This window comes from Paenarthrobacter sp. UW852 (assembly GCF_024608385.1).
Taxonomy (GTDB): domain Bacteria; phylum Actinomycetota; class Actinomycetes; order Actinomycetales; family Micrococcaceae; genus Arthrobacter.
This window is the reverse complement of sequence record NZ_JAMSGY010000003.1, coordinates 230,698-246,416: the sequence shown is the minus strand read 5'-3', so window position 1 is coordinate 246,416 and position 15,719 is coordinate 230,698. Positions and strand designations below refer to the sequence as shown.

Annotated in this window: 15 protein-coding genes and 1 tRNA gene; 8 read left to right on the top strand and 8 right to left on the bottom strand. The window is 63.2% G+C overall.

Annotation, left to right across the window (positions count from 1 at the left end):
* Positions 1 to 6: 6 nt before the first annotated feature.
* The 3 genes from NEK97_RS07330 (at position 7) to NEK97_RS07320 (ending at position 2,856) form a co-directional block, all read left to right on the top strand.
* Positions 7 to 1,008, top strand: coding sequence for a metal ABC transporter solute-binding protein, Zn/Mn family (locus tag NEK97_RS07330; protein WP_257369166.1), 1,002 nt, complete (start codon positions 7 to 9; stop codon positions 1,006 to 1,008).
* A 141-nt stretch (positions 1,009 to 1,149) separates the two neighbouring features.
* The gene (locus tag NEK97_RS07325; protein ID WP_257369165.1) at positions 1,150 to 1,965 is read left to right on the top strand and encodes a metal ABC transporter ATP-binding protein; all 816 of its coding nucleotides are present in this window, start codon (positions 1,150 to 1,152) and stop codon (positions 1,963 to 1,965) included.
* Positions 1,966 to 2,856 carry a metal ABC transporter permease gene (locus NEK97_RS07320; RefSeq protein WP_257369164.1) on the top strand — a complete coding sequence of 297 codons (891 nt, stop codon included), beginning with the start codon at positions 1,966 to 1,968 and terminating at the stop codon, positions 2,854 to 2,856.
* On the opposite strand, the gene NEK97_RS07315 is transcribed toward NEK97_RS07320, so the two are convergent.
* Positions 2,853 to 3,320 (bottom strand): Fur family transcriptional regulator, encoded by a 468-nt coding sequence (locus NEK97_RS07315; RefSeq protein ID WP_257369292.1) that lies wholly within the window; start codon positions 3,318 to 3,320, stop codon positions 2,853 to 2,855. The genes NEK97_RS07320 and NEK97_RS07315 overlap by 4 nt on opposite strands.
* Before the next feature lie 94 nt (positions 3,321 to 3,414).
* Between NEK97_RS07315 and NEK97_RS07310 the strand changes: the two genes are divergently transcribed.
* Positions 3,415 to 4,068 (top strand): MBL fold metallo-hydrolase, encoded by a 654-nt coding sequence (locus NEK97_RS07310; RefSeq protein WP_257369163.1) that lies wholly within the window; start codon positions 3,415 to 3,417, stop codon positions 4,066 to 4,068.
* On the opposite strand, the gene NEK97_RS07305 is transcribed toward NEK97_RS07310, so the two are convergent.
* Positions 4,065 to 5,147, bottom strand: a complete 1,083-nt coding sequence (locus NEK97_RS07305) for a PLP-dependent cysteine synthase family protein (RefSeq protein ID WP_257369162.1) — start codon at positions 5,145 to 5,147, stop codon at positions 4,065 to 4,067. The two genes, NEK97_RS07310 and NEK97_RS07305, sit on opposite strands and share 4 nt — an antisense overlap.
* Positions 5,148 to 5,218: 71 nt before the next feature.
* On the opposite strand from NEK97_RS07305, the gene NEK97_RS07300 reads away from it, so the two are divergent.
* The 3 genes from NEK97_RS07300 to NEK97_RS07290 are packed head-to-tail and all read left to right on the top strand — an operon-like array spanning position 5,219 to position 7,712.
* Positions 5,219 to 6,136, top strand: coding sequence for a sulfurtransferase (locus NEK97_RS07300; protein ID WP_257369161.1), 918 nt, complete (start codon positions 5,219 to 5,221; stop codon positions 6,134 to 6,136).
* Positions 6,133 to 7,287: an NAD(P)-dependent alcohol dehydrogenase gene (locus NEK97_RS07295; protein WP_257369160.1), complete on the top strand. Its 1,155-nt coding sequence runs from the start codon at positions 6,133 to 6,135 to the stop codon at positions 7,285 to 7,287. Before NEK97_RS07300 ends, NEK97_RS07295 begins: the two co-directional genes overlap by 4 nt.
* A complete protein-coding gene (locus tag NEK97_RS07290; RefSeq protein ID WP_257369159.1) occupies positions 7,284 to 7,712 on the top strand; it encodes an HIT family protein in 429 nt (142 codons plus the stop codon). The genes NEK97_RS07295 and NEK97_RS07290 overlap by 4 nt, the downstream gene beginning before the upstream one ends.
* Before the next feature lie 61 nt (positions 7,713 to 7,773).
* Here NEK97_RS07290 and hrpA read toward each other — a convergent pair whose 3' ends face one another.
* The 3 genes from hrpA to NEK97_RS07275 are packed head-to-tail and all read right to left on the bottom strand — an operon-like array spanning position 7,774 to position 12,931.
* Positions 7,774 to 11,721: an ATP-dependent RNA helicase HrpA gene (gene hrpA / locus NEK97_RS07285; RefSeq protein WP_257369158.1), complete on the bottom strand. Its 3,948-nt coding sequence runs from the start codon at positions 11,719 to 11,721 to the stop codon at positions 7,774 to 7,776.
* Between the two features lie 13 nt (positions 11,722 to 11,734).
* A complete protein-coding gene (locus NEK97_RS07280; protein WP_257369157.1) occupies positions 11,735 to 12,727 on the bottom strand; it encodes a YafY family protein in 993 nt (330 codons plus the stop codon).
* A gap of 33 nt (positions 12,728 to 12,760) precedes the next feature.
* Positions 12,761 to 12,931 carry a hypothetical protein gene (locus NEK97_RS07275; RefSeq protein ID WP_014922190.1) on the bottom strand — a complete coding sequence of 57 codons (171 nt, stop codon included), beginning with the start codon at positions 12,929 to 12,931 and terminating at the stop codon, positions 12,761 to 12,763.
* Between the two features lie 81 nt (positions 12,932 to 13,012).
* On the opposite strand from NEK97_RS07275, the gene NEK97_RS07270 reads away from it, so the two are divergent.
* Positions 13,013 to 13,981: a GlxA family transcriptional regulator gene (locus NEK97_RS07270; RefSeq protein ID WP_235520550.1), complete on the top strand. Its 969-nt coding sequence runs from the start codon at positions 13,013 to 13,015 to the stop codon at positions 13,979 to 13,981.
* A 3-nt stretch (positions 13,982 to 13,984) separates the two neighbouring features.
* Here NEK97_RS07270 and NEK97_RS07265 read toward each other — a convergent pair whose 3' ends face one another.
* The 3 genes from NEK97_RS07265 to NEK97_RS07255 all read right to left on the bottom strand — a co-directional run bounded on the left by NEK97_RS07265 (position 13,985) and on the right by NEK97_RS07255 (position 15,640).
* Positions 13,985 to 14,287 (bottom strand): protealysin inhibitor emfourin, encoded by a 303-nt coding sequence (locus NEK97_RS07265; RefSeq protein ID WP_235521624.1) that lies wholly within the window; start codon positions 14,285 to 14,287, stop codon positions 13,985 to 13,987.
* Between the two features lie 79 nt (positions 14,288 to 14,366).
* Positions 14,367 to 15,410, bottom strand: coding sequence for a M4 family metallopeptidase (locus NEK97_RS07260; protein ID WP_257369156.1), 1,044 nt, complete (start codon positions 15,408 to 15,410; stop codon positions 14,367 to 14,369).
* A 157-nt stretch (positions 15,411 to 15,567) separates the two neighbouring features.
* Positions 15,568 to 15,640: transfer RNA gene (locus NEK97_RS07255), tRNA-Arg, on the bottom strand.
* Positions 15,641 to 15,719 lie beyond the last annotated feature (79 nt).

The following is a 15,719-nucleotide window of genomic DNA, read 5'->3' as shown; positions in this document are numbered from 1 at the left end:
TTGTGTTTGATTCTCATTTTGAGTAGATCCGAGGTCTTCGTGCGTCGTTCCGCCGTCCGCCTGTCCCTGACCGCTTCTGCAGGCCTTGCCGCGCTCCTGCTGTCCTCCTGTGCTGGCCCGGCCGGGGCGGGCAACCAGTCCCAGTCAGGTGCCATCGAGGTAGTTACCTCGACGAACGTTTACGGCGACATCGTCAAGGCCGTCGGCGGGGACAAGGTGGACGTCAAGGCGATCATCACCAAGACCAGCCAGGACCCGCACTCCTATGAGGCCAGCGCCCAGGACAAGCTGGTCATTTCCAAAGCCAAGCTGGTTGTGGAGAACGGCGGCGGGTACGACGACTTCCTGCACAAAATCGCTGATGAGACCAAGATCGGCCACGAGAACATGATCAGTGCCGTCGAGGTTTCGGGGCTCGCTCCCGAGGAGGAATCCCACAGCGCAGACGCCCACAGCGACGAGCCCCACGCACACGACCACGGCAGCTTCAATGAGCACGTCTGGTACAGCCTGGACACCATGGGCAAGCTCGCTGATGCGGTGGCGGCCAAGCTCGGCAGCCTCGACGCCGGGTCCGCTGCGACCTTCACCGGTAACGCGGATGCCTTCAAAGCGAAACTCAATGGGCTGACCACCACGTTGAATAACGTCAAGGCCGCCAACGAACACCAGCCCGTGGCCATTACAGAGCCGGTTCCCCTGTACCTCCTTGAAGCGGCCGGCCTGGAGAACAAGACACCCGAGGCTTACAGCGCTGCCGTCGAAGAGGGGACCGACGTGCCGGCATCGGTACTGAAAGAGACCACCGACCTCCTCGGTTCCAAGTCGGTGCGCTTCCTTGCCTACAACGAGCAGACCGAGGGCCCGCAGACCGAAGCCGTCAAGCGCGCGGCAGAAGCCTCCGGCGTGCCGGTACTGAACTTCACCGAGACACTGCCCGAGGGGAAAGACTACGTCCAGTGGATGGCCGACAACGTGGAGTCCATCGCCTCGGCCTTGAAGAAGTAGCTTTACCCAAGGCCCTGACTGGGGTGAAGGGTCCCGTTGGCGTCCTAAGATGTTCAGGATGGCTACGGGGCCTTTACTGCCCCCTGCACAACAGCACCAGAACTATTGCGTTCCCAGCAGCGCTTGGATCGAGGACAACTTTTGACACCGGTAGTGAGCCTCCGCGGCGCCAGCCTGCAGTTCGGCAAGAGGACGCTCTGGCGGGACCTGGATCTCGACATCAACCCGGGAGAGTTCTTCGCCGTCCTGGGGCCCAACGGCAGCGGTAAGACGAGCTTCCTGAAGGTCCTCCTTGGATTGCAGGAACTCCATTCCGGCACCGTATCCTTGGGCGGCCACCCGGTGGAACGGGGCAGCAAACGGATCGGCTACATTCCACAGCAGAAGGCGTTCGCGCCAGATACCCCCTTACGTGCCCGCGATCTGGTGGGGCTGGGGATCGACGGGCACCGCTGGGGCATCAGGCTATCGTCGGGCAAGGTCAACCAACGGATCGACGACTTGTTGGAGCAGGTAGGGGCCTCCGATTACGCCAAGGTCCCCGTGGGCCAGCTGTCCGGCGGTGAGCAACAACGGCTCAGGGTGGCCCAGGCGCTGGCCTCGGAACCGCAGGTCCTGCTGTGCGATGAGCCGCTGCTTTCGTTGGACCTGCATCACCAGCAAGGTGTCAGTGCGCTGATCAACAAACAGTGCCACGAGAGGAACAGCGCCGTGGTTTTCGTGACCCACGAGATCAATCCTGTGATCGACTATGTGGACCGGGTGCTCTATCTGGCAGGTGGGCAATTCCGTGTGGGGACGCCACAGGAAGTGATGACCACGGAAGTTCTTTCGGAGCTGTACAACAGCCACGTGGAAGTCATCCATACCAACGGAAGGATCGTCGTCGTCGGTCTTCCGGACGCGACCACGCACTTCCATGACGATGCCCACGCCAGCGTCGGGGAGGAGCTCTAAATGGATCTCGCTTCTGTTTTTCAGACCATCTTCAATTTTGAGAACTACTCCGAGCTGCTGGTTCTGGTCCAGAACTCCATCTGGGCCGGGGCGGTTCTGGGGCTGTTGGGCGGCCTGGTTGGCACATTCGTGATGAAACGCGATCTCGCGTTCGCTGTTCACGGAATCTCGGAATTGTCCTTTGCCGGAGCGGCTTTTGCGTTGCTGATTGGCGCGGACATCATCTTCGGGTCCTTGATCGGTTCGGTGGCCGCGGCAGTGCTGTTGGGCTTCATGGGCGTCCGGGCCCGGGATAAGAATTCGATTATCGGCGTCATCATGCCCTTTGGCCTGGGCCTGGGGATCCTGTTCCTGGCGCTGTATGAGGGCCGGGCAGCCAACAAGTTCGGGCTGTTGACGGGGCAGATTGTGTCCGTGGATACCGTTCAGCTACAGGTTCTTGCCGGGACCGCCGTCGTGGTGATGCTTGCGTTGGTGGCCATCTGGCGGCCACTGAGCTTCGCGAGCGTGGACCCCGAGATGGCGGAGGCGCGCGGTGTGCCTGTGCGTGGACTGGCGATAGGCTTCATGGTTCTGCTGGGCGTCAGCGTGGCGCTGTCCATCCAGATCGTTGGCGCACTTCTGGTGCTTGCCTTGCTGATCACCCCCGCTGCGGCTGCTTTGAAAGTGACTACCTCGCCCAAGTTGGTGGTGGTGCTCAGCGTGGCCTTTGCCATGACCGCCACCGTGGGCGGCATCCTCCTGGCCCTTGGAAGCAGGATCCCCATCAGCCCCTACGTCACCACGTTGTCGTTCCTGATCTACGTGGTGTGCCGGGTTATCGGACGCGTCCGCGCCAAGAGGGGCCTCAACGGGCGGGTGTCGCGGGAACACCCTGCGGGAGCGCTCTAGAGCTTTCCCGCGGCTTTCTTCGCGGTGCACTCAGGGCAGAGCCCGAAGATCTCAACCGTGTGCGCGACCTCGGTGAAGCCATGTTCCGCAGCCGTGCGGGCAGCCCAGGTCTCGACGGAGGGGGCCTCCACCTCGACCGCTTTTCCGCAGTTGCGGCACAGCAGATGGTGGTGGTGGCCGGTGACTGCGCATCGACGGTAGACGGCCTCGCCTTCGCCGTTGCGCAGGACATCAATCAGTCCGTCATCCGCCAGGGACTGCAGGATGCGGTAGGCGGTGGCAAGGGACACCGAGATGCCCTTGTTTTGCATCAGCCGGTACAGCTCCTGGGTGCTGACAAAGTCGTCCAACTCGTCCAGGGCGGCGCTGACAGCCAAACGTTGCTTGGTGACACGTTGCTCCTTCACACCGCCGGAGGCCGGCGTGGCCGGGCCTGTCGTGGTGGAACCGGTGCCGTGTGGCATTGACTGACTCACTTCCGTGGGGATCCTGGCGAACCCCAATTTTACCAGCAGGGGAACCTTGGAAACTCTCAGGGGCCGCCCCTAGGCTGTCCCCATGAAGCTCACCAAGTACACCCACGCATGTGTCCGCTTGGAGAAGGACGGAAACGTCCTTGTCATCGACCCCGGGGCCTTCTCTGAGGCCGAAGAAGCGTTGAAGGGGGCGCAAGCAGTACTCATCACGCATGAGCATAACGACCATATCGACTCACCCGCCGTTCTGGCAGCCCTGCGGAGCAACGAGTCGCTGGTAGTCCACGCCCCGGCCGGTGTCGCCACCGCACTCAAGGAAAACAGCGACATCGCTGCCCGTGTGCACGTCGCCGAGCCCGGCTCTGACTTCCAGGCTGCCGGCTTTGGCATTAAAACCTTCGGCGGCCAACACGCCGTGATCCATCACCAGATTCCGGTCGTGGCGAACATCGGTTACCTGGTGGACGGGAACGTGTTTCACCCGGGGGATTCCTTCGTGGTCCCGGACGGACTGGACGTCAAGACACTTCTGGTACCCATCCATGCACCGTGGTCCAAAGTGGGCGAGGTGCTGGACTTCGTGATCTCCGTGCGTGCTCCCAAGGCGTTTCCGGTCCATGATGCGCTGCTCAACGATATGGGACGGGGCCTCGTTGAAGGCCATGTCACACGGATTGGTTCCCGCTACGGCACCACGTACCAGTCGCTGGCGCCACGGGACTCCGTGGAGGTCTAGCCGGTCCAGGTTCCCGTGTCGTGGAAGTGCTTCAACACCGCTTCATGCGGCGCGGGATCCAGGCCGTGCGAGGCAAGCCACCCGGCGTCGTTGTAGCTGCCTGCGTAGCGGTCGCCGCCGTCGCACATGAGCGAAACGATGCTGCCTTGCCGTCCTTCGTTGATCATGGCAGCCACCAGTTGCCAAACGCCCCAGAGATTGGTGCCGGTGGAGGGTCCCGCGTGCAGGCCGGTGAGTTCGCGGAGATGCCGCATGGCGGCTACGGACGCGGCATCGGGGACCTGGATCATGTGGTCTATCACCGCCGGAATGAAACTCGGCTCGGAGCGCGGACGGCCGATGCCTTCAATGCGGGAGGGCAATCCTGTGGCTGTGGATGCGTCGCCGTCCCGCCAGGCCGGGTAGAAGGCCGAGTTTTCGGGATCAACGACCGCAAGGCGGGTGCTGTACCGGTTGTAGCGGAGGTAGCGGCCGATTGTGGCACTGGTGCCCCCGGTGCCGGCTCCCACTACGATCCATTCGGGCACCGGGTGCTCTTCCAGGGCGAGCTGCTCAAAGATTGATTCGGCAATGTTGTTGTTGCCCCTCCAGTCGGTGGCCCGTTCTGCGTGGGTGAACTGGTCCATGTAGTAGCCGCCGCACGTCTTCGCGGTCTCTTCAGCTACCGCGTAAACCTCGGACGCGTGGTCCACGAACAGGCACGTGCCGCCGAAGTCTTCGATCAACGCGATCTTTTCGGGGCTGGTTGTCCTGGTCATGACCGCGATGAACGGCAGGCCGATCAGGCGCGCAAAGTACGCCTCGGAAACCGCCGTGCTGCCGCTGGAAGCTTCGACGATGGTGGTGCCTTCAGTGATCCACCCGTTGACCAGGCCGTAGAGGAACAGTGAGCGTGCCAGACGGTGTTTGAGGCTGCCCGATCGGTGCGTCGACTCGTCCTTCAAATACAGCTGCACGCCCCATTGCTCCGGTAACGGCACTGCGTAAAGGTGGGTGTCAGCCGAACGGTTGTTCTCCGCCTCGATTTTGCGGATGGCCTCGCTGGCCCAGGCCCTGTCCTGAATACACGAATTGCTCACTGGATAAGCCTAGGCTGGAATCCGGGCGCCGACAGCAACGGTGCCCGTGCCGTCGGACCGAAGGAGACCCCATGGACACTCTGATCAGCGCTGCAGGGCTTCGCAAGCGCCAGGAATCGGGCGAGCGGACTGTGCTCCTGGACGTACGTTGGGTCCTGGGGCGAAGCGATGGGCACAGCGAGTACCTGGCCGCCCATCTGCCGGGTGCTGTTTTTGTGGACCTCCCCTCGGAACTCGCAGACCACGCGCTGCCCGAGCGGGGCCGCCACCCGTTGCCTTCCCCGGAACGCTTCCAAGCGGCCGCGCGCAGCTGGGGGATTAACGACGGCGACACGGTGGTGGCGTACGACAACAGCGGCAGCATGGCAGCGGCCCGCGTGTGGTGGATGCTGCGGAACGCCGGTTTCGGCTCGGTCTATCTTCTCGACGGCGGCCTTTCCGCCTGGCGTGCGGGAGGTTACCCGGTGGAGGAAGGGGAGGTGCGGCCCGCCGTCGGGAACGTGTCCTTGGGGGACGGCGCCATGCCGGTCATCACCGAAGAGGAAGCCGCACGGTGGTCCCGCCACGGGACGTTGCTGGATGCCCGGGCCGGGGAGCGTTACCGGGGTGAAGTGGAGCCTATCGATCCCAGGGCAGGACACATTCCGGGGGCCGTGAGTGCTCCTACCACGGAAAACCTGGCACCCGACGGTACGTTCCTGCCGGCGGCCCAGCTGCGCCGACGATTTGAATCCCTGGGCCTGGAAAATTCCAGCGACGTTGCCGTCTATTGCGGTTCCGGGGTGACGGCGTCGCACGAAATTGCCGCGCTGCATGTCGCTGGGTTCACGGCATCGCTTTTTCCTGGATCTTTCTCGCAGTGGTCCAACAACCCCGGTAATCCCGTGGCGGTAGGAGCTGAACCGTTCGAGGCCGGGGCTGGGAGTGAAGGCCGTCACGATGGTCGGAGTGGCACCAGCGCCACTGCCGGGAGTAGCGTCGAAGGATGACACCCGGACGCCCTGTGCCCCCGCCACTTGCCAAGACCATCACCCCTGATCCGGACTGGACCGGAGCCGGCTCCAGTACGCTGGCCGCAGCCTACGGCGCAACGGCGCCTGACAGCGGGCTGGTGCCCCTGACGGTGGCACGCCGGATCCCCACGGAAGACGACGTGGAGATCGCGATCGAATTCTGTGGGCTCTGCCATTCGGACGTTCATGCCACGCGTGGGGAATGGCGCGTTCCGCCGTATCCGCTGGTACCCGGGCACGAAATCGTGGGCCGGGTGACCCGTGTGGGCTCCGCCGTGCAGGATTTCGCGCCGGGCGACCGCGTAGGCGTTGGTTGCATGGTGGATTCGTGCCGCGAATGCGAAAGCTGCCTCGACGGCCTGGAACAATACTGCGAGCGGGGCAACATCGGCACCTATGGTGCCCCGGACCCCCGGCACGGTGACGCTGTCACCCAAGGCGGATACTCGACGTCGGTGGTGGTTGACCGCCGGTTCGTGCTGAGGATCCCCGATGCCCTGGATCCCGCAGCGGCAGCACCGCTGTTGTGTGCCGGTATCACTACGTATTCCCCGCTGCGGTACTTCGACGTCGAAGAGGGCGACACCGTAGGTGTTGTGGGCTTGGGCGGACTGGGTCACATGGCCGTCAAGATCGCCAAGGCCATGGGCGCGGAAGTCACGGTGTTCACTACCTCCGAGTCCAAGTTCGACGCAGCCCGTGAACTCGGAGCCGACCACGTGGTTCTTTCCAAGGACTCCGAGGCCATGGAAGCAGCCAACCGCAGCATCGACGTCATCATCGACACGGTCGCTGCACCCCACGACCTCAACCCCTATTTCCGGACACTCCGCCTGGACGGTGCCCTCTTTCAGTTGGGCCTTCCTGCCGACGACATGCCGCCGGTCAGCCCCGCCCTGTTGATCCGGCGACGGCTCGCCTACGCGGGTTCGCTGATCGGAGGCATCGCGGAAACACAGGAAATGCTGGACTTCTGTGCCGAACACGGTGTCGCCAGCGACATCGAGATCGTGGGAGCTGAAGAGCTGAACGAGGCGTACGACCGCATGGTGGCCGGCGACGTGAAGTACCGTTTCGTTCTGGATACCGCAACACTCCAGGAACCATCGGAAAGGGCAGACGCATGAGCACGCTGTTCACCAGGATCATTGACGGGGAGATTCCCGGCCGCTTCGTCTGGAAGGACGATGAAGTGGTCGCCTTCCTGACCATCGCCCCTCTTACACAGGGCCACACGTTGGTGGTGCCGCGTGAAGAGGTTGACTCGTGGACGCATGCAAGCCCGGAACTGCTGGCCAAGGTCATGGACGTCGCCCAGAGCATCGGGAAAGTACAGGAGGAGCTCTTTGACGCCAAGCGCGTGGGCGTCCTGATGGAAGGCTTCGAAGTGGAGCACCTGCACGTGCACGTGTGGCCGGCCTACTCCACTGCGGACTTCGAAGTGCACAACGTGGACCACAACCCGGATCCGGCGGTCATGGACGCTACTGCGGTGAAACTCCGTGCAGCCCTGCGGTCTGCAGGGCACGGGGACGCCGTTCCGGCAGACTGAGACCCTTCCAAGAGTTAACCCGGCGGTGCTGAATCAGCGCCGCCGGGTTTCTTGTTGGCGGTTATGCCGGGGCAAGCGCCTGGTTGAGGACGGTACGGATGCGCTTCTCCGACACGGAGTAGGCGGTTCCGAGCTCCACGGCGAACAGGCTGACCCGCAGCTCTTCGATCATCCAGCGCACCCGGGTTAACTCGGTGCCTGCCCGACGTCCCGGCAGGAGGGCCGAAACGGCGTCGTCGTAGTCGTCCTCGAGGCCTTGCACGACTGCCATGTTGAGGCTGTCGCGTTGGACGTTCCCAGGCAACTTCTCCAAGCGCTTCTCAATGGCCTGCAGGTACCGCGGCACTTGGCTCAATTGGGCGTAGCCCGTACGTGCCACAAAGCCCGGAAAGACCAACTGCTCCAACTGGCTCTTCATGTCATTGAGCGCACTGATCAAGGGCAGGCTCGCGTTGGACTTCAGTTCCTTCTGGATGCGGCGGGTGCTCGACAAGATCCGCTCGACGACGGCGGTCACCGTGAACACGGTATCGATCAGTTCTGCCCGTACTACTTCATACAGTGCATCAAAGGACTGTCGGTCCCACGGAAGTTCCTGCGGCGTCAACTTATCGATCGCAGCAAGGGCGCAGTCCGCAATCAGGGCGCTGACGGATCCGTGCGGGTTCTGGCTGAACGTGAGCTTTTCCATGTTGCTCAGGTGCTCCAGCACGTAACGGTCGGGGGGTGGAATACGCAATGCCAGGAGCCGGATGACTCCACCTCGCATGGCGGCCTCCTGTTCCGCCCGGGTCTGGAACACCCGGAGCGCCACGGACTTGCCCTCATCCACCAGGGCGGGGAAACCGGTGACGGCGTGGCCCTTGACGGTCCGCGTGACCTGGCGTTCCACGGTGCCAAAGTCCCATTCCGTGATGCCGCTCTTCTCTGCCACCGCACCATCACCCGCCGCTGAAGTGCCGGGGGCTGTGTGCTGGCCGGTAGTCGTGCCAGCTGTGCCGGCTCCCACTCCGTTCTTGGCGCGGGACGTCGTGGCCGGGGTAGCTCCGAGCGACTCGGCAATGGCGCGACGGGTGGCCGGTGCCAGCTTCTCCTGGAGCTCAGCGAGGTCCTTGCCCTCGTCCAGTACCTTGCCTTTGCTGTCCACTACCTTGAAGCTCACGCGCAGGTGTGCCGGGACGGCATCCCAGTTCCATGAGCCTGGAGGTATGACATGCCCTCGCAGCCGGCGCAGTACGAGCTCCAGGGAAGGCTCGAGCTCGTCGGTTGCGGGATCGAAGTCAGCTTCAAGGGCTGCGGTTGCCTGCCTGGCGACGTCCGGTGCCGGAACGAAGTTCTTGCGTACCTGCTTGGGCAGGGATTTGATAAGGGCTGTGACGAGCTCTGCGCGTTGGCCGGGTATTTGCCAACGGAACGGGGCGTCGTCCAACTGGTTAAGGAACAACACCGGAACCTCAGCGGTCACGCCGTCGGACGGGTTGGGAGCCGATCCCGGTGCGACGGGGTGGAACTCGTAGGTCAGCGGAAGCTCAAAGCCCTTATGAAGCCACGTCTTCGGATACGCGGAGTCGTCCAAGGACTCGGCTTCTTCGCTTATCAGGAGGGATTGGTCGAAGTCCAGAAGCGTGGGGTCCGCCTGGCGGGCCTCCTTCCACCACTTATCGAAGTGCCTCTCGGAGACCACGTCCTTGCCTACACGGGCGTCGTAGAACTCGAAGAGGGTCTGGTCATCCACCAGGATGTCGCGTCGCCGCATGCGCGTTTCGAGTTCTTCGATTTCCTGCAGCAGGGCACGGTTGCGGTGGAAGAACTTGTGGTGGGTCTTCCACTCACCCTCCACCAGGGCGTGCCGAATGAACAGTTCCCGGGACAGTTCGGGATCGATCCGCCCGTAATTGACCCGGCGGTTGGGAATGATCGGCACACCATACAAGGTGACTTTTTCGTGGGCCAGGACGGCGCCCTGTCGCGAGGACCAGTGCGGTTCACTGTAGGAGCGCTTCACCAGGTCCGGTGCCACCTGCTCGGCCCACAAGGGGTCGAACTTCGCGGCAACGCGGGCCCAGAGGCGGCTGGTTTCCACCAGCTCGGCAGCCATGACAAACGCCGGCGATTTCTTAAACAGCGCGGAGCCCGGGAAGATCGCGAAACGGGTTCCCCGGGCACCGGCGTATTCACGCTTGCGCTCATCCAGGAGGCCTATGTGGCTCAACAACCCTGACAGCAGGCTGATGTGGATGCCCTCATAGTTGCCCACGGGATCTGCTTCGCGTTTGTTGTCCAGCGCGATGCCCAAGGGCTTGGCCATTTGCCGGAGCTGTGTGAAGAGATCCTGCCACTCGCGGACGCGCAGGTAGTTGATGAACTCGTTGCGGCACAGCCTGCGGAACTGGGTGGAGGAGAGCTCACGCTGTTTTTCCTGGATGTAATTCCAGAGATTGAGGAAGCCTGTGAAGTCCGAGATCTCATCGCGGAAACGTGCGTGTTTCTCCGCGGCGAGCTGCTGCTTGTCCGTAGGCCTCTCCCGAGGGTCCTGGATGGTCAAAGCCGCGGCGAGGATCATGACTTCCCGGACGCAGCCGCGCTTGCCGGCCTCCACAATCATGCGGCCCAGCCTGGGATCGACGGGCAGTTGGGCAAGTTGATGGCCGACGGCGGTCAGGCCACCACCGTTTCGGCCGTTGCCGCCGGCGTCGGCAGGCTTGGAGGCACGCAAGGCGCCGAGTTCGCGGAGGAGAGTGACGCCGTCGTTGATGGCCCGTGACTCCGGAGGCTCCACGAAGGGGAAGTTCTCGACGTCCTTTGGACCGCGCGCAACCCCCATTGCTGTCATCTGGAGGATGACGGCCGCGAGGTTGGTACGCAGGATCTCGGGGTCCGTGAACTGCGGACGCGACTCGAAGTCCTCTTCCGAATAAAGACGGATGGCTATGCCTTCGGACACACGGCCACAACGTCCTGAGCGCTGGTTGGCCGAGGCCTGGGAGACGCGTTCGATGGGAAGGCGCTGGACCTTGGTCCGGTGCGAGTACCGGGAGATCCGGGCCGTGCCGGTGTCGATCACATACTTGATTCCCGGTACGGTCAACGATGTTTCGGCCACGTTGGTAGCCAGGATGATGCGCCGTTTGCCGCCCGGGTTGAAGACCTTGTGTTGTTCCTGGAGGCTGAGGCGGGCGAAGAGGGGAAGCACTTCCGCCCCGGCAAGGCGGCGGTTCGTTTGGATACGGCCATTGATGGCCTCTGCAGCGTCACGGATTTCGCGCTCGCCGGAGAAGAAGATGAGGATGTCGCCCGGGGCTTCCTTGGCGAGCTCGTCAACGGCGTCGCACACGGCATCGAGGGGATCGCGGTCCTCTTCGAGCTCGTCGTCCGAATCGTCCTCGTCCCCGCCTGCCGGCTGAGACAGTGGGCGGTACCGGATTTCCACCGGGTAGGTCCGCCCGGAGACTTCAATGATCGGTGCCGGATCTTCATCGGTACCGAAGTGCTTGGCGAAGCGCTGGGGGTCGATGGTGGCGGAGGTGATGATGACCTTGAGGTCCGGGCGCTGGGGAAGGATCCGCTTGAGATAGCCCAGGATGAAGTCGATGTTGAGGCTTCGTTCGTGCGCCTCATCGATGATGATCGTGCTGTATTTCCGCAGGAGTTTGTCCCGCTGGATCTCCGCAAGCAGGATGCCGTCGGTCATCAGCTTGATTTTGGTGGACGCGCCCACCTCGCCGGTGAAACGGACCTGGAAACCTACTTCCTGGCCGATTTCGACGCCAAGTTCGGAGGCTATGCGTTCGGCAACAGTGCGCGCCGCAAGGCGGCGCGGCTGGGTGTGGCCGATCAGGCCCTTGTCTCCAAGGCCTAACTCGAGGCACATCTTGGGGATCTGGGTGGTCTTACCAGAGCCGGTTTCGCCGGCAATGATGGTTACCTGGTTGGCCGCGATGGCCGCCATCAGATCCTCGCGGCGCTCGGATACGGGCAGCTCTGCGGGGTAGGAAATATGAAGTGTCATGGCTGCTGCCAGTCTACTGTGGCTTGGTTCCGGCGTCCGCGACCTCCGACACAGTCCCGGCCGCTGCACGGAGGCGATGGGAAAGGTCCAAGGCGAAGGTCCTGAATTCCTCCGGCTCGATGATCTCGAAATTCATGTCCAGCGAGGCCAGATAGGCCCCCGCTGAGGCCAGGCTGTCCCATCCGGACCGCAGAATCGTGGCCTGGTCGCCGTCGGCCGTTAGGGTGGCGTACTGGGAACTTACGACGGCGGCTACCTCGGCGAGGGGCGCGCGGAGCCGCACGACGACGTCGAACCTGTAGGGCGAACGCGTAATTGATTGCTGTACGTACGCCGCAAGGTCCTCTGCCGGCAACGGCCGTGGAGTGTACTTCCTGCGTTCCGAAGGCAGGGAAGCAAAGCGGTCGGCCCGGAACGTCCGCCAGCCTTCCCGCTCCAGGTCCCACGCCACCAAGTACCAGCGCCGGCCGGTGTCCACCAGCCTGTAGGGTTCCACCAGCCGGCGAGCGGAGTCGCCGTCGGACCTGACGTACTCGAAGGAGATCTGCCGCCTGTCGGATATCGCCGCCGAAACCACCGTTAACTGTTGCGGATCAACGCTTGCTGCATTGGTGGGAAGGGTGGTCACGGCAGCTTTCAACATGGCGAACTTAGGGCGAAGCCGGGAAGGCAGGACCTGTTCCAGCTTTGCCAACGCCCGCACGGAGGCCTCCCCGATTCCCGCCACCGGGCCCGCCGCGACGGAATTCAGGCCCAGGGCGACGGCCAAAGCTTCGTTATCGTCAAGGAGGAGGGGCGGAAGCTGCGCGCCAGCGCCAAGTTGGTAGCCGCCGGCGATCCCGGGGGTGGCGTGAATGGGATAGCCAAGGTTGCGAAGCTTGTCGATGTCGCGGCGTACCGTCCGTTCGGTGACGCTCATGCGGTCAGCCAGGTCTGGTCCGGTCCATTCCCGGCGAACCTGCAACAGGGACAAGAGTTGAAGGAGCCGGGCCGAGGTTTGGATCATGCAAGCGAATCTAGTCCATGGCCGGGCGATTCCTCAGTAGATGCGCGGATTCCAGTAGGGGCTGCTCGGAGCATCGAAAGCGCTCCACGGTTCCTTGGAGTTGATGGGCGGATTGTGGCCGCGGCCATCCTTCAAGAGGGCTGAAACGGTAGCTGCAACGGCGGTGATGAGGACGATGAAGAGGATGATTCCGAAGATTTCCATGCCTCCAGCCTGCTCCTGTGGCAGGTCAAGAAACAGTGGCAGAAATGCCCCATTTAGATAATTTTCTGCCACACTGGATGTATGTTGAAATCAGTGGCGGTGATCGTTGTTCCCAACTTCTCGATCTTCGAATTCGGCACGGCTTTCGAAGTCTTCGGCATTGACAGGACGGACAGGGACGGCGGAGTTCCGGGCTTCGACTTCCGGGTCTGCGCCCCGGAACCGGGTGATATCCGGATGAAGTCGGGGCTCTCCCTGCACGTGGAGAACGGACTTGAGGCAACCGCGGACGCGGACCTTGTGATCATGACCCCCTTCGGCAGGGACCAGGAGCTGCCCGAGTCCGTCCTGGAGGCCCTGCGCGCAGCACACGAGCGGGGAGCATGGGTCATGTCCATCTGCTCAGGGGCCTACGCGCTGGCCCGCGCCGGATTGTTGGACGGGCGCCGCTGCACCACCCACTGGCACTACTCGCATGACCTTGCAGCGCGCTACCCGGAGATCATCGTGGACGAGAACGTCCTTTACGTCCAGGACGGAACCATCATCACCAGTGCAGGCACGGCCGCAGGAATCGACGCGTGCCTGCATTTGGTCCGCGTCGAACTGGGAGCCAACGTCGCAACGGCCATAGCCCGCGACATGGTGGTGCCGCCGCACCGTGACGGCGGACAGGCCCAGTTCATCGACCGCCCCATGCCGCAATGCGGATCAGCGCCCATGGAGGAACTCCTCCGCTGGATGGTGCAGCACCTTGACCAGGAGCACAGCGTCAACGAGCTGGCGGCCCGGCTGCACATGTCCCCCCGGACGTTCGCGCGCCGTTTCCGTGCTGAAACCGGAACAACACCCGCCGCATGGCTGAACTCGCAGCGGGTTATAAGGGCCCAGGAACTCTTGGAGAGTACGGAACTGAACATCGACGAAATTGCCCGCGAGGCAGGTTTTGGGCATTCAGTGCTCCTCCGGCACCACTTCACCAAGGTCCTCTCTACCAGCCCACAGAGCTATCGCCGGGCGTTCCGCGGACAGCTGGCCGAGGCAATCTAGGCGTCAGCGCCGACTGCCCGATTTTCCCCGCAACTCCGAGCCCTCCGCCTTGGCGCACTCCACCAGTTCCTGCCACGGGCCCGTTATGGCCCGCTCGGGAAGTGTTGCGCGGCGTTGGCCGGCCCGGATTGAGTACATGAAGCGATCCGGTTCGTTCAGCGTACGGTCCATGCCCTGTGCCTCGTCCCATGGGCAGGCCTCAACGATGGGAACCCACCGTTCCTTCTCCTCGGAAGAGATGGCTTCGACGATCCAGACGCGCGTCATCGCTGCGATTCCTCCACTGCGTTGGACGGTGATCTTCATGACCCGGCTGTTTCTCGTTCCACCCTCGGATGCCAGTCACCCGGCGGGTCCGAACACGGCCGTGGGTCCCGCCAACTGACTAAACCTTGACCTTCACAGTGTCCCACGCCTTCAGGACGGCGTCATGCTCCGCGGAGCCCGCACCGTACAGTTCTTCGGCCGTAGCAACCGTGGTCCTGGCGAACTTCCCAAAGGTGCAGGCCGCGGGCAAGGCCCCACTGGTCAGGGTGCCGTACCAGATCTGTCCCGGAGCCTCCCAGGCATTGCCGCCCAGGGTGGCGCTGACCAGGTAGAAGGCCCTGTTGGGGATACCCGAGTTGATGTGCACACCGCCGTTGTCGGCACTGGTCCTGACGTAGGTGTCCATGGAATCAGGCTGGGGGTCTTTGCCCAGGACGTCGTCGTCGTACGCCGTTCCGGGGGCTTTCATGGAGCGAAGGGCGGCGCCCTGGACCTGATCGGTGAAGAGTCCTTCGCCGATGAGCCAGCTCGCCTGCTCAACCGACTCCTGTTTCGCGTACTGCTCCACGAGGACTCCGAAGACGTCCGACATCGACTCATTGAGGGCCCCCGCTTGGTTGCGGTAGGCGAGATTGGCGGTGTATTGGGTCACACCGTGGGCCAGTTCGTGGCCGATGACGCTCACGGACTTGGTGAAGCGCTGGAAGATCTGGCCGTCTCCGTCGCCGAAGACCATTTGGCTTCCGTCCCAGAAGGCGTTGTCATACAGCTTGCCGTAATGAACGGACGCGTCGAGGGGGAGACCGGCGCCATCGATGGAGTCCCGGCCGAAGATCTCGCCGTACAGCCGGTGGGTGTTCCCCAAGCCGTCATAGGCCTCATCCGCTGCGGGATCCCCGACGGCGGGGGCGCCTTCTTTCCGGACGAGACGGCCCGGCAGCGTCTCCAGGCTCCCGGCATCGTAGATGGTCCGCTTCGGAGGGCCCGGCTTGGCCTGCCGCGCGCTGGGCGGTGCTGCTGGAAGGGGTGCCGTCCGAAGGGCCTGCAGGCCTTTGACGTGCAGCAAGGATTCCTTGGCCGCCCTGGCAACTGCCCGCAGGCGCGGTTCATTCTGGGCAGCAATCCTGCGGAGCATGTACGGCGGGACGATTGAGCAAATCACGGCAAACCCCTTTGGCTACGGACGAGGACCCTTTGGGATCAGCCTAGGAGCAGGGGCGGACAAAATAGTGTTGGAGGCCCGGCAAGCCCCGAAGTGATAGCGGCTGACCGGGAGACAAAAATACCCCGCCAGCAAGGCTGGCGGGGTATTTTCATTGTGCCCTCGATAGGATTCGAACCTACGGCCTTCTGCTCCGGAGGCAGACGCTCTATCCCCTGAGCTACGAGGGCATCCAGGGATCCCTCCGTTGCCGGTGGGACGTCCTAGAGCTTAGCAGCCACTGAGCCGCAAAGGAAAACTGCAACACAC

Bases quoted from the DNA above. Each gene is read 5' to 3' on its own strand.
- NEK97_RS07265 (WP_235521624.1), bottom strand. From the start codon at position 14,287: ATGAAGATCACCGTCCAACGCAGTGGAGGAATCGCAGCGATGACGCGC.
- NEK97_RS07270 (WP_235520550.1), top strand. From the start codon at position 13,013: ATGTTGAAATCAGTGGCGGTGATCGTTGTTCCCAACTTCTCGATCTTC.
- NEK97_RS07315 (WP_257369292.1), bottom strand. From the start codon at position 3,320: ATGCCACACGGCACCGGTTCCACCACGACAGGCCCGGCCACGCCGGCC.
- hrpA (WP_257369158.1), bottom strand. From the start codon at position 11,721: ATGACACTTCATATTTCCTACCCCGCAGAGCTGCCCGTATCCGAGCGC.
- NEK97_RS07280 (WP_257369157.1), bottom strand. From the start codon at position 12,727: ATGATCCAAACCTCGGCCCGGCTCCTTCAACTCTTGTCCCTGTTGCAG.
- NEK97_RS07275 (WP_014922190.1), bottom strand. From the start codon at position 12,931: ATGGAAATCTTCGGAATCATCCTCTTCATCGTCCTCATCACCGCCGTT.
- NEK97_RS07320 (WP_257369164.1), top strand. From the start codon at position 1,966: ATGGATCTCGCTTCTGTTTTTCAGACCATCTTCAATTTTGAGAACTAC.
- NEK97_RS07290 (WP_257369159.1), top strand. From the start codon at position 7,284: ATGAGCACGCTGTTCACCAGGATCATTGACGGGGAGATTCCCGGCCGC.
- NEK97_RS07310 (WP_257369163.1), top strand. From the start codon at position 3,415: ATGAAGCTCACCAAGTACACCCACGCATGTGTCCGCTTGGAGAAGGAC.
- NEK97_RS07295 (WP_257369160.1), top strand. From the start codon at position 6,133: ATGACACCCGGACGCCCTGTGCCCCCGCCACTTGCCAAGACCATCACC.
- NEK97_RS07300 (WP_257369161.1), top strand. From the start codon at position 5,219: ATGGACACTCTGATCAGCGCTGCAGGGCTTCGCAAGCGCCAGGAATCG.